10 protein-coding genes are annotated in these 12,359 nt (G+C 68.3%); 3 read left to right on the forward strand and 7 right to left on the reverse strand.

Annotated features, from left to right (window positions below; all coding sequences use genetic code 11):
- Positions 1–82: 82 nt before the first annotated feature.
- The 4 genes from HBF32_RS10465 to HBF32_RS10480 form a co-directional block, all read right to left on the reverse strand.
- Positions 83–580 carry a fimbrial protein gene (locus tag HBF32_RS10465; protein WP_166699569.1) on the reverse strand — a complete coding sequence of 166 codons (498 nt, stop codon included), beginning with the start codon at positions 578–580 and terminating at the stop codon, positions 83–85.
- Positions 577–2,928 carry a fimbria/pilus outer membrane usher protein gene (locus HBF32_RS10470; RefSeq protein ID WP_166699570.1) on the reverse strand — a complete coding sequence of 784 codons (2,352 nt, stop codon included), beginning with the start codon at positions 2,926–2,928 and terminating at the stop codon, positions 577–579. Before HBF32_RS10470 ends, HBF32_RS10465 begins: the two co-directional genes overlap by 4 nt.
- A gap of 73 nt (positions 2,929–3,001) precedes the next feature.
- Positions 3,002–3,739, reverse strand: coding sequence for a fimbrial biogenesis chaperone (locus HBF32_RS10475; protein ID WP_166699571.1), 738 nt, complete (start codon positions 3,737–3,739; stop codon positions 3,002–3,004).
- A gap of 70 nt (positions 3,740–3,809) precedes the next feature.
- Positions 3,810–4,361 carry a fimbrial protein gene (locus tag HBF32_RS10480; RefSeq protein WP_166699572.1) on the reverse strand — a complete coding sequence of 184 codons (552 nt, stop codon included), beginning with the start codon at positions 4,359–4,361 and terminating at the stop codon, positions 3,810–3,812.
- A gap of 273 nt (positions 4,362–4,634) precedes the next feature.
- Here HBF32_RS10480 and HBF32_RS10485 point away from each other — a divergent pair, with 273 nt between their 5' ends.
- Positions 4,635–5,633 carry a polyprenyl synthetase family protein gene (locus HBF32_RS10485; protein ID WP_166699573.1) on the forward strand — a complete coding sequence of 333 codons (999 nt, stop codon included), beginning with the start codon at positions 4,635–4,637 and terminating at the stop codon, positions 5,631–5,633.
- Between the two features lie 123 nt (positions 5,634–5,756).
- Here HBF32_RS10485 and HBF32_RS10490 read toward each other — a convergent pair whose 3' ends face one another.
- The 3 genes from HBF32_RS10490 to ubiH all read right to left on the reverse strand — a co-directional run bounded on the left by HBF32_RS10490 (position 5,757) and on the right by ubiH (position 9,057).
- Positions 5,757–6,545 (reverse strand): dienelactone hydrolase family protein, encoded by a 789-nt coding sequence (locus HBF32_RS10490; protein WP_166699574.1) that lies wholly within the window; start codon positions 6,543–6,545, stop codon positions 5,757–5,759.
- A gap of 95 nt (positions 6,546–6,640) precedes the next feature.
- Positions 6,641–7,852, reverse strand: coding sequence for a UbiH/UbiF/VisC/COQ6 family ubiquinone biosynthesis hydroxylase (locus HBF32_RS10495; protein ID WP_166699575.1), 1,212 nt, complete (start codon positions 7,850–7,852; stop codon positions 6,641–6,643).
- Positions 7,849–9,057 carry a 2-octaprenyl-6-methoxyphenyl hydroxylase gene (gene ubiH, locus HBF32_RS10500; RefSeq protein WP_166699576.1) on the reverse strand — a complete coding sequence of 403 codons (1,209 nt, stop codon included), beginning with the start codon at positions 9,055–9,057 and terminating at the stop codon, positions 7,849–7,851. The genes HBF32_RS10495 and ubiH overlap by 4 nt, the downstream gene beginning before the upstream one ends.
- A 37-nt stretch (positions 9,058–9,094) precedes the next feature.
- Here ubiH and HBF32_RS10505 point away from each other — a divergent pair, with 37 nt between their 5' ends.
- Both HBF32_RS10505 and HBF32_RS10510 read left to right on the forward strand, forming a co-directional pair.
- Complete coding sequence (locus tag HBF32_RS10505) at positions 9,095–9,655, forward strand: cob(I)yrinic acid a,c-diamide adenosyltransferase (RefSeq protein WP_166699577.1); 561 nt, start codon at positions 9,095–9,097, stop codon at positions 9,653–9,655.
- A gap of 156 nt (positions 9,656–9,811) precedes the next feature.
- Positions 9,812–12,334 carry an LPS-assembly protein LptD gene (locus HBF32_RS10510; protein WP_338039764.1) on the forward strand — a complete coding sequence of 841 codons (2,523 nt, stop codon included), beginning with the start codon at positions 9,812–9,814 and terminating at the stop codon, positions 12,332–12,334.
- Positions 12,335–12,359 lie beyond the last annotated feature (25 nt).

The raw sequence follows: 12,359 nt of genomic DNA on the forward strand, positions 1-12,359 counted from the left end.
CGGCTAGTTTCGTCGATGGTCGCGCGAAGGGCAAACCGGTACGCAGGGGAGCCATCTGATGCGCCCCGTAGGCCCACCACCCTCATTCCCAGCGGATATGGATCCAGGCCGTCGCCCCCGCAGTGCCCGGACGCAACGCGCCGACACGTACGAAGCGGGCTTCGAAGCCCAGTTCCGGACGATTGCCCTGCCAGGTGAAATCCACGGCGGTCATGCCGTCCGGCGGCAGGGCCTGCCCGCCTGCGGAGCGCATTTCGATGGCGACGCCCCGCGCCTCGCCCACCGCTTCGAGGTAACGGGAGTCGTCCGGGTAGGGTGTGCCGCGCAGGGTGGCGGATGCCCTGGTCGCGCCGATGCAATCCATTCCGCCGAAGCGGGCGCCCCGCCACCGGCTGGCAGAGCCCACTGCGGCCAGTTCGCCGGCCGTCACCGAGCCGAGGTCGATGCGGATGCGGTCGGCGACGAGCGCGCAGGAGGGCGCGATGGCGCCCCGTACCTGGAATTCGAGGCGATCGTCGGCATGGACGTCCAGGCAAGCCACGCCCAAGACCGCCACGGCGAGTCCTTTGAACCTGTTCATTCGCATGCTCCTGTGAGCCGCGGCTCTCCCGCGGCGGTGGTTGCATCCGGCGCGATACGCAGGACGCACCGACCGGTTGCATCGCCGGACCAGCGCACGGTCCATTGCCCGTCGGTACGCTCCGTCCGCAGGAAGATCCGGCCGCCCTGACCGACAAGGCCTACCGAGCGGTCCTGGGAATCCAGCACCTCCGCCCCGAAGGGCAGCGGCCGTCCGTCCGCCAACCGTCCGGCAACGAGGACCGTCTTCGCGAGTTCGGTTTCGAACGCCACGAGGACAACCGCTCCCGCCGTCGGCGCCACGCGGCGGTGAGTGGCCACGAAGCCGACATCGAGCGACGTTCCGGCCGGATCGAGGTCCACCGTATTCCAGCGGTAGGGCGTGAGATGGGGAACGACCGCGTGGCCGCGACGGCCGATCCTTGCGCCCGTGCCGCCCGCCACCCCGGCACCCTGTGCGCCGCGCGCCTGCACAAGGGCGACCGCGTCGCCCAGCCGTTGGGCCGGTGTGATGCCGCCGCGATGGAAGATCAGGCCGCCCGACGCCGACAGCGACCCGGCACGCGCCACCGGCGAGCTGTCGATCGTCGCGACGACCTCGCCCGCGGCCATGCGCCGGGACACCGATGCGTCGAAGCGGCTGCCCTTTCGCCGATCCCGGCCCACTGCCGCGCCATACCGGGTTTCGGCCGCTTCGCCGACGTTTCCGTGAATACCCAGACGCGCGCCGTCGGCATGCGCGCCAGCGAGGGCCGTGGCATGCAGCCGCGCCGCGGACGCGGTCGCGCCCAGCGGCATGGAAACGTTCACCTGCCCGGCGGTCTCGCTGAAACGACCGGCGAGATCGTGACGGCGCGACCGCCTCAGCGAAACATCCATGCCGAGACGACCCCAGGTACGCGTCCACGACACGGCCTGTTCCAGCGCACCACCCTTCCCCCGCGCGTGGGCGACGTGCGAGGCGTTCACGCCGAGAATGCCCCTTCCGCCGAAGTCCTTCTGGATGAGCACATCGATACGCCGCATGGCATCGGCGCGTACCGTCGAGCCGCCCATGGCGCGGGACACGCCTTCGCGCCCCTTCGCCATACCCAACGATACGAGGGTTCCGTCGGCCCATTGCCTCCCATGACGCATGCGCCATAGTCCGGTGCTGCCGCTGCCCGAGCGGCGCGAACGTGCGATATCGAGCGCGAACGCGCCTCCCAGCGTGGCGATCGCTCCACCCACGACCAGCGAGGCGATGCCGCGCGACAGGCGTCCACCGGCGTGACCCGTCAGTTCACCCGGGAAACCGTGCCGCCCATCGGCCTGGACGACGCCGTGGGAACGCCCGCGGCCGACCATGCCGCGTCCGGCGCTCAGCGTGTACGCCGTGCTGCCCTCGCGCAGGAGTTCGGGCACCGGAAAGAACGGCACGCGAAACGTCCGGTGCCTGCCGTGTTCCTCGATGTCGACCTGGATATCCCCGCCGCGCCCGGCGGCATGGAGATCGTCGACCTCGAAAGGTCCAGGCGGCACGACGAGTTCGCGCAGCAGGATCCCGTTCTGCGTGATCCTCACGGTGGCATGGGCGGCCGCGATGCCTTTCACTCGCGGCGCATACCCGGCGAGGGCGTCGGCGGCCATGCGCGCATCGCTGGCGAGCGAGATGCCGCGCAGCTGGATCGCCGGGAACGTGCCGTTCCCCAGGGGAAAAACGCCCGTGCGCAGTTGCGCACGCCATTCGGCCACGGGGCGCTCGACATACGCGTGCCGGCGACTGTAATGCCCGCCGGACAAGGACGCGGCATGGCGTAGCCGCCACGGCCCGACGTTGACGCCCGCGTCCGCATCGGCATGGACGGACGCGTCGCTCCGGCGAGGCGAATCCGTGCGGCGCGCGCCCGCGCGCCACGCGAGGAGGCCCGCCGTCATGCCGTGGTCCCACTGGCCTGGCGGTACGGCGCCGGGTCGGCGGCGCGACATGGCGGCCTGCGGCACCTCGATGTCGAGGCGTTGCTCGCTCACGTCGAATCGAGTCGTCGCCGAGGCGACGCGTTGCGCCATGGGGAGGCAGGGATCGTCGTCCACCGCTGGCAGCGAGGCGGGATCGAGCCCATATGCGACGAGTTCCTCGCGCGCGATGCAAGGGCCGGCGTCGGCACCCCCTCCGTGGGCGACGAAACGGACCGACTTGCGCGCCTGCCACTCGCCGTTCATCCATACGTCGACGTCGTAATCGCCGGGCAGCACCGGATTGCCGAGCGCGAAGCGCGACATGTCGAGCGCCGCCGCATCGGCGGCCTGGAGGAAAGCGGCATCGAAGACAACCGGGGTGTCCTGGGCCTGGGCGACACGGACCGTCATGAGCCAGCCTCCGAATGCGCATAAGGCAAGCCACCGCGCAGAGGTACCCGACAGCATGGGCACGCGGCCACGGTCACGGAGCAATGGCCGCGGAACCGGGAATGGCGGCCCCGAAATCGTTGATCGTCACGAAGCCCACCTTTCCTTCCCGGATGTCGCCCGCGGCATCGGGAAGAGAAAAGCGCGTGGACGCGCCGGGGCCGACCATACCTCCCCCGAGGTCGCGCGCGGCGTCCCCCTTGCCGCCCGGCGAGAGGCCGACAGCCTGGAAGGAGACGTGATAAGGCGAGGGATTGTCGACGCGCAAGCGCATCTTCCCGCCGTCACGCTCCACGGACCAGCGCAGGTCCGAGGCCGCGCGCTCCGGCGCGGTGGAGAGGCCCTTGGGCCGATGGAACAACTTCAGCCGGTGACGGAAGGCGAACTGGAGGAGGTTGCCGCTTTCCGCCTCGGCCGGTTTGGGCGGGATCTCGAGCACATTCAGCCAGTAGAGCGCCTCCCTTTCCTTTGGCTTGCCGTCGCCGACATGCACGATGCGAAGCGTGTGCGCGTGACCGGGATCGATCCGGAAGACCGGGGGCGTGATGGCGAACGGTGCGCGCGCCGTCGACGGCGAGGAGGCTTCGTCGCCGTCGTCGATCCAGGCCTGGACCAGCGCCGGCTCGGTGCCCTTGTTTTCCACTTTCAACGACACGTCGCGTGCCTGCGCGGGGAACACCACGCGCGTGCCCGCGATGACCACGGCGGCATGCGCCATGCCGGCATATGCGAAGAGAACGACGGCGCCGATCGCCGATAGGGTGCGTGACATGACGGTTCCTTTTGTCCATGGAGGCATGGCCGGCCGGGCCCCGTGCCCGGCCGCACCGCGTTGACCGGCCTTATTCGTAGATGACCTGGAATCCCACGCGCGAATTCGCGGCGCCGGCCGTGACCTCGCCGGAACGGTAATAGCGGGCGATGAGGTCGACCTGCGCCTTGTTATCCGCCACGACCACGCTCTTGGAATCCTCGGTGTAGAGATGGATCGGCGTGCCGTCGCCGTTCGCGATCTGGATCTGCACGCCGCCCGCAGCGTCGGCGCCGGCGTCGATGTTGAGCCGGCCGGTGAGGCGATCGAGCGCGGGACTGGAAGGATCGAACCGGACTTTCACCGTCGTATCGTCCGCGCAATCGGGGTTGCCGCCGATCTGGATCGTGAAGCCGCGATCGCCGTAAGTCTGTCCGACCTGGGCGAGGGCACCCGCGCTGATGGTGTCCAGCGGCACGCTCTTCCTGACCCCGCCGCTGCCGGGCGGCTGGCCCTCGACTTCGCAGGTGGTGGAGGTGATCCTTCCGGTGATGTCGATGATGCCGTCGTTCGCGGCCCTGGCGGCCGGTCCGACGGCCAGGGTGGAGACGAACAGGCTCGCTGCGATGAATTTCTTGTACATGGCGGCTTCCTTGGTGGACTGGAAAGGCACGCCTGTGCGCGGCGTGCGAGGTCAGTGTGGGCACAGCGAAAGCCGCCTCGCGATAAGTAAATTCTGAAAAATCAAGCGAACACAGGCACTTTCGCGGGGGCAGCCGCGACTCGCGGCCGGTGGATGCCGGGATGGCGCGTAGGCGCGAAAGCAGGCGGCAGCCCCGAGGCAGGCCCTCCCTGCACCGACACAGACCGTTCAGCCCGTATACTGTTCGCTGATACGTCGCACACGACCTGGTCCATGTCTTCCATCGCCGCCCGCCCCTCCTCCCTCGATTTCGCCGGCGTCCGCGCCCTGGCGGCTGACGACATGAAGGAGGTCGACGCACTCATCCGGCACCGTCTCTCATCGGACGTCGTGCTCATCAACCGGATCGCCGACCACATCATCGCGGGGGGCGGCAAGCGTCTGCGTCCGATGCTCCATGTGCTTGCGGCCCGTGCCGCGGGCTACGACGGCACGGAGCACGCCAAGCTGGCGGCCATCGTCGAGTTCATCCACACCTCCACGCTGCTGCACGACGACGTGGTGGACGAGTCGGACATGCGGCGCGGCCGCAAGACGGCGAACGCCCTATGGGGAAATGCAGCGAGCGTTCTCGTGGGCGACTTCCTCTATTCGCGCTCGTTCCAGCTGATGGTGGAACTGGACGACATGCGCATCATGCGCATCCTCGCCGATACCACCAATACGATCGCCGAAGGCGAGGTGCTGCAGTTGTTGAACATCGGTAACGCCGACGTCGACGAGACCGCCTACCTTGCGGTGATCGAACGCAAGACCGCCGTGCTGTTCGCGGCGGCGACGGAACTGGGCGGCGTGCTCGGCGGCCTGCCGGACGCGCAGACGGCCGCGCTCCGCCGCTACGGCATGGAACTGGGCTACGCTTTCCAGATCGCCGACGACCTGCTCGATTACGTCTCCGACGCGGAGACGCTCGGCAAGAACATCGGCGACGATCTCGCCGAAGGCAAGCCCACCCTGCCGCTGATCTACGCCATGCAGGCGGCCGACGCGGAACAGCTGAAGTCCCTGCGGCACGCCATCGAACACGGCGGGCTCGATTCGCTGGATCGCATCGTCGCCGCCATCCGCGATTCCGGCGCACTCGAGCGCACGCACGCGAAGGCCGTGGCCCATGCGACGGCGGCACGCGACGCGCTCGCGGAACTGGCGCCCTCGACTTTCCGCGACGCCCTCGCGGCGCTCGCCGATTACTCGGTCGAACGCCGGTTCTGACACTCCTTCGCCGGCTCCGGCACTCCGTGCAGGAGCCGCTATAGCGGCGAGGGCATTCTTGTCGCGCTGTCGCGCGTTTTCCTCGCCGCTATAGCGGCTCCTACAGCGGCGCCAGGGATGCCGTTACTTCGCGAAGGCTTCCGCCAGCCACGCATGCATCGCGGCGTACGCGCGATGCGCCACCTTCGCGTCGTAACGGCAATTCCCGGTCTTCGCGGTCGCTTCCTTCTCGGTGAAGCAGTGCACCGCGCCGCCGAAGGTTTCGAGCGCCCAGTCGACCTTCGCTTCGCGCATTTCCGTCTCGAAGGCCGCGCGCTGTTCCATCGGCACACCCTGGTCGTCGGCACCGGTCAGGACGAGCACCTTGGCGTGGATGTCCGAAGGAAGCTTCGCATCGGTGGAAAGGATGCCGTGGAACGTGACCACGGCGGCGATGTCCGCCCCCTCGCGAGCCAGGTCGAGCACGGCCGATCCGCCGAAACAGAAGCCGATGGCGGCAAGCTTCGCGGGATCGATCGGCGCGCTCTTCGCTTGCGCCTTCAATTCGACGAGTGCGCGCGACACGCGCTGGCGCATGACCTTGCGGTCGGCATACAGCGGCTTCACCGCCGCCGCCGCCTCGCTTTCGTTCGACGGACGCTTGCCGTCGCCATACATGTCGGTGAGGAGGATGACGTAATCCTTGCCGGCGATCTCCTTCGCCTTGGCCACCGCCATGTCGTTCACGCCGAACCAGTTCGGCACCATGACCAGACCGGGCCGCTTGGCGGCGACGGCATCGTCGTAGACGAGGAAGCTCTTGTAGGCGATGCCGTTGTCGGTCCACTGCACCGGCTTGGCGACCATCGCCGCCGAGGCGGCACCCACGTAACCGAAAACCAGCAAGGACAGGACGAGCAGCGAACGACGCATCGGCGTGACTCCCGGGGAATGGACCCCAAGCATAGGCTCTGCCGCGCAGGAGCCGCTATAGCGGCTCCTGCGGGCCGGGTCGGATGTGACGCGGGTCAGAGGCCCGCGGCGTGGCGGGCGATGCGGCGCTTCAGCGGGCCGAAGGCATCCATCAGGCGCACGCCGGCGCCACGGACGGCCACCAGCGGTGCGGCCTGCCAGGCGTAGATGCGTGCCAGCGCATCGAACGACCAGGCGTCGAGGCCGTCGGCGCTGCGGCGACGGCGGGCGTAGCGGCGCAACACATGGGCTGCCGCGATGTCGCGACCGGCCTCGTGGGCATCCCGCAAGGTGTCGCGCAACTCGACGACGTCGCGCAAGCCCAGGTTCACGCCCTGCCCGGCCAGCGGATGGACGGCGTGCGCGGCATCGCCGAGGAGCACCAGCCTGTCCGCTTCGTAACGGTCGGCCAGCTTCAGGCGCAGGGGAAACGCGGCTCGACGCGTGACGCCGCCGATGGGGCCCAGCCGGAAATCGCTGGCCACACCGAGCGCCTCGCGAAAGCCTTCGTCGTCCAGCGCGAGCACACGGCGTGCCTCGGCATCGGGCAGCGACCACACGATCGAACTGCGTCCATCGGCCAGGGGCAGCATCGCAAGCGGGCCGGTCGGAAGGAATCGTTGCCAGGCCGTACGTTCGTGCGGGCGCGCCGTCTCGACGTGGGCGACGACGGCGCGCTGCGCGTAATCGCGCCCATGCGTGCCGATGCCGACCATGCCGCGCAGCGGCGATTCGGCACCGTCGGCGGCGACCACAAGACGGGCGGCGATCGCCTGGCCGTCGGCGAGTTCCAGCTGTGCGCGATCCTCGCGCCGCGAGAACGCCACGACCTCCGCAGGGACCACGCGGCGGACGCCGGCATCGTCGAGCGCATGCCATAACACGGCCTGCACGAGGGCGTTTTCGACAATATAGCCGAGCACGTCGCGGCCTTCGTCGGCCGCGTCGAAGCGGATCGTGGCGCCGCTTTCGGCGTCCCATACCACCATGCGGTCGTAGCCCGACGCACGGGCGGAGCGAATCGCCGGCCAGACACCCAACTGGTCGAGCAGCGCGATCGAGGAGGGCGCGAGGCCGACGACCCTCAGGTCCAGTTCGTCCGCCGCCGCCCATGGCGCCGGTTCGCGCGCATCGGCCAGGGCCACCGAGAATCCCGCGCGGGCGAGGGCCAACGCGGCCGCCGCGCCCACCATGCCGCCACCGACCACGGCGACGTCGAGCAGGTTGCCGCGGCGCCGCGCGGCCGTGTCGTTCCGGGGTTCGCTCATGGCGTCTTCTCCCGCACGGCCAGGGGCGCGTGGGCGCGGAATCCCATGCCCCGACGGCTCAAGGCATGCCGCAGTGGGGGAAGCCGGTCCAGCGCCAGCATCGCCAGCGAGCGCAACGGTCCGAGCAAAGGCTGGTCCATGCATGCGAGACGCACGAGGCCGTGGCTCATGGCCATCGTGCCTTCGCGATCCGGCGTGCGGCGACGCGCATACTCCGCGAGCATCGCCGCGTCGCCCGGATCGGCCGCCGTCGTGGCCAGTTCGGCGAGCGTGAGCGCGTCGCGAAGGCCGAGGTTGAAGCCCTGTGCGCCGATTGGATGCACGGTCTGCGCCGCATTGCCGACGAGCACCGCGCGGGAACCCGTCAAGGATTCGGCCGCGACGCGGCGAATCGGGTACGGCACCCGCCTGCCGGGCCGGCTCAGGCGGCCAAGACGCCAGCCGAAGCGCTCCTGCACCAGCGCGAGGTAGGCGGCATCGTCCATGGCCGCGACGTCGTCTGCCCGTTCGGCGGGCACCGTCAGGATTGCGCCGACACGGCGCTCGGCGAGCGGAAGCATCGCGACGGGGCCCTCGTCCGTGAAGCGTTCGAAGGCGCGCCCGCGCGGATCGCGCTCCGGCGTCATGGTGGTGACGAACAGCGCCTGTTCGTAGTCGTGTTCGCGCGTGCCGATCCCCAGCTGGGCACGGATGCCCGATGTCGTGCCGTCGGCGGCGACCAGCAGCGGCGTGGTCAGCCGGTGCGACCCCTCGGCGGTCGCCACCGTTACCGCCCAACCGCCGGTCGCCGGCTCGATGCCTTCCACGCGCGCCGGCGCCATACGGATGAGGTGCCGGCACGCATCCAGGCGTTGCAGCAGGGCGGCACCGAGTTCGCGGGCGGGTAGCGTCCAGCCGAGCGCGTCGACGCCTTCCGCCGCCGCATCCATCCGCACGCTGCCGAAATCGCCGGCGCGGCTGGTGTGGATGTGAAGGATCGGTGTAGCGCGCTGCCGGGCGAAATCCCACACGCCGATCGCATCGAGTCCGTTGACGGTCGCGCGCGCCAGTGCAAGGTTGCGCTCGTCGTAGCTGGGTTGCTGGTCGACCCGCGGCGCGGCCGCCTCGATCAGCACGGCCGGCAGGCCGGCAGCGTCCAGTGCGATGGCGAGGCTGGCACCGACCAGGCCGCCGCCGACGATGAGAATGGGTTCGGACTGGCTCATGCGCGAATGATACCTCCGTCCCGCTAGAATGCCCCGGATGGGCAATCGACTTTCCAAGATCTACACGCGCACGGGCGACGACGGCAGTACGGGGCTCGGCGACGGCAGCCGTATTGGCAAGGATTCCCTGCGGGTGGCGGCGTACGGCACGGTCGACGAACTGAACAGCGCCATCGGCATGGTCATCGCCGCCGAGGGCCTGGACGAGGACATCCGCGAGGCCCTGGTCCAGATACAGCACGAACTGTTCGACCTTGGCGGGGAGCTGTGCATCCCCGGCATGGCGATGATCCAGGCAAGGGACATCGACCGGCTCGAGGGTGTGCTGGACGGTTTCAACGCCGACCTTCCCCCGCTGAAGGACTTCATCCTTCCCGGCGGCGGCATGGCGGCCGCGACCTGTCACCTCGCCCGCACGATCTGCCGCCGCGCCGAACGTGACGTGGTCGCCCTCGGCCGGGTGGAAGAGGTCCGCCCCGAAGCACGACGCTACCTGAACCGCCTTTCAGATTTGCTCTTCGTGATGGCCCGCGTGCTCGCCCGCCGCAGCGGCCACGGCGAGGTGCTCTGGCAGCACGAGCGCCGGCCCCGGGGCTGAGCGGCCACCGCTCGCTCCGGTGTAAGCTCGCCAGGCCGGTGCGGCGATATACGCCGCGCCTTCCAAGGGATCATGCTCATGGGCGACGTGCCATCGTGCGGTGGGGCTGGCGATTCTGCTAAGTTGGCGGCCTTTCGACCGGATAAGACCGAGCCTGTGACGTCACGCATCAGCATCCTGCCTAAACGCCGCCTGCTGGCGACCGCCGTCGCCCTCATCGTTTCGGGCCTCGCCTTCGACGCCCAGGCGCAGAGCGCGCCGACCCAGGGCGAAACCCGTGCCGACCTTCCCGCGGCGCCCGTCGCCGCCGAAACCTGTCCACTGGGTTCGTTCGTCTGCCCGCCGCGACCGGTCAGCTATGCCCTGTGCCGTCCGAACGCGATGCTCGATTTCTATGAGCCGTCGATCACCAAGGACAGCTCGCTGCGCGACACCGCCGTCACCGACATCCATTCGGGTCTCGCGGACGGCAACGTGGCCGGCGTCAAGGTCGAGAGCCCCGAGCCGAACGTGTACCACATGACCGGCGGCGTCCGGCTCGAGCGCGCCGACCAGGTGCTCCGCGCGCAGGACGTGACGTATAACTCCGATTCCACGGCTTACGATGCCCGCGGCGATGTGAAATATCAGGAAGCCGGCATGCTGCTGTCGGCCGACCGCATCACCGGTACCACGACGCCCAACCAGGGCGACGCCTATAACGTCCGCTACCAGCTCCTGCAGTCGCGTGGCAATGGCGTGGCCGACCATGCGAAGGTGACGGACCCGCAGCACGGCCGTTTCACGGCCGCCAGCTACTCCACCTGCGATGTCGGCTCCCGCATGTGGGAGTTCCGCGCGAAGACGATGAACCTCAACAAGGAGACGGGTGTCGGCGAAGCGCGAAGCGCGACCATGCGCTTCAAGGGCGTGCCGTTCATGTACCTGCCCTACTTCACGTTCCCGCTGGACGACCGGCGCAAGAGCGGCTTCCTGTACCCGACCTTCGGTTCGAACACTCGCTCGGGCATGTACCTCAACCTGCCCTACTACCTTAACCTCGCGCCCAACTACGACGCGACGATCACCCCCGGCTATTACACCGATCGCGGCTTCATGCTCGGCGCGGAATTCCGCTACCTGCTTCCCCGCTCGAACGGAACCTTCGACGTTCAGTACATGAACAACGACCGGGGCCCGGAAGACGACGAAAGTGGCACCAGCGATCGCGACGGGTCGAAGCAGCGCTACTTCGTCCACATCACCAACTCGACCAACCTCGGCAACGGCTTCAATTTCGCGGCCAATATCAACCGCGCATCCGATAACCAGTATTTCCGCGATTTCAGCAACGACCTGTACCAGTCCGCGATCGGCATCCTCTCTTCGAGCGCGTACGTCACCAAGAGCGGCAAGTACTGGAGCGCCGCGCTCGGCGCCGACGACTACCAGAACGTGGACGCCGGCCTGCCGAACTACGTGGTCCCCTACCGCCGCTGGCCGCGTGCCACGTTCAATCTCGAGGCGCCGCTGAACGACTGGCTCGACGTCGGCGTCGACAGCGAAGCCGTCGCGTTCCGCAAGGTCGATCGCGCGCCGGTCTTCGGAACGCGCCCCGGCCAGGTCGACGGCAATCGCCTCGACCTCGCCCCCTACCTCGCCGCCGATTTCTCCGGCGCATCCTGGTTCGTCCGTCCGCGCATCGAATATCGCTATACGGACTACCGCCTGGATTCGGACTATCAGCATTTCAACTTCGCGAAGCAGAGTCCTTCGCGATCGCTACCCATCGGCAGCCTCGATGCCGGCCTGATCTTCGACCGCTCGACCAGCCTGTTCGGAAACAACTACACGCAGACGCTCGAGCCGCGCCTGTATTACCTGTACGTCCCGTACCGCAACCAGAACGACCTGCCGACCTTCGACACCAACGTGATGTCGTTCGACTTCTGGCAGCTGTTCACCACGAACAGGTTCTCGGGTGCCGACCGGCAGATGGATGCCAACAACCTCACGGCTGCGCTGACGACGCGGCTGCTCGACGACAACGGCGTGGAACGGCTCTCGGCGAGCATCGGCCAGATCAAGTATTTCAGCGACCAGAAGGTGCAGATGCCCGGGGTGGCGCCGACCGACTTTGGCCGATCGGACTACGTGGCCCAGCTCGGTATCCAGCTCAACGACAGGTGGCGCCTGAACAGCTCCTACCAATGGAACCCGAACAAGCAGCCGAATCCTTACCTGAACGACAAGGGCGAGGCGTTCGAGCGAGGCCGGGACACCGATCTGGCGACCGTCCAGATCCAGCGACGGATCAAGGGCGACGGCATTTTCAACTTCTCGTACCGCTATCGCCGGAACGTGATGGAACAATTCGACACTTCGGTGGTCTTTCCGCTCTCGGAACGGTGGCGCGCGCTGGCCCGGTGGGTCTTTGCCCGGCGCGATGTCCTGCCGGTCACGTATGACGGTCGCACATTCCAGTCGTTCACCTACTCGCACCGGACGCTGGAGGCCGCCGCGGGCGTGGAATACGACAGCTGCTGCGTCGCCTTCCGCGTGCTCGGCCGGCACTATGTCCACGATTACCTGCGAAAGACCGACAACGCGATCATGTTCGAGGTTGAATTCAAGGGCTTGGGCTCGCTCAACCCGCAATCGGGCGCCTATCTGCGCCGTGCTATCCTTGGCTATCAATAGTGGGGCATGCGCCCCGGGCTCCCTA

The organism is Luteibacter yeojuensis, from assembly GCF_011742875.1.
Classification (GTDB): Bacteria; Pseudomonadota; Gammaproteobacteria; order Xanthomonadales; family Rhodanobacteraceae; genus Luteibacter; species Luteibacter yeojuensis.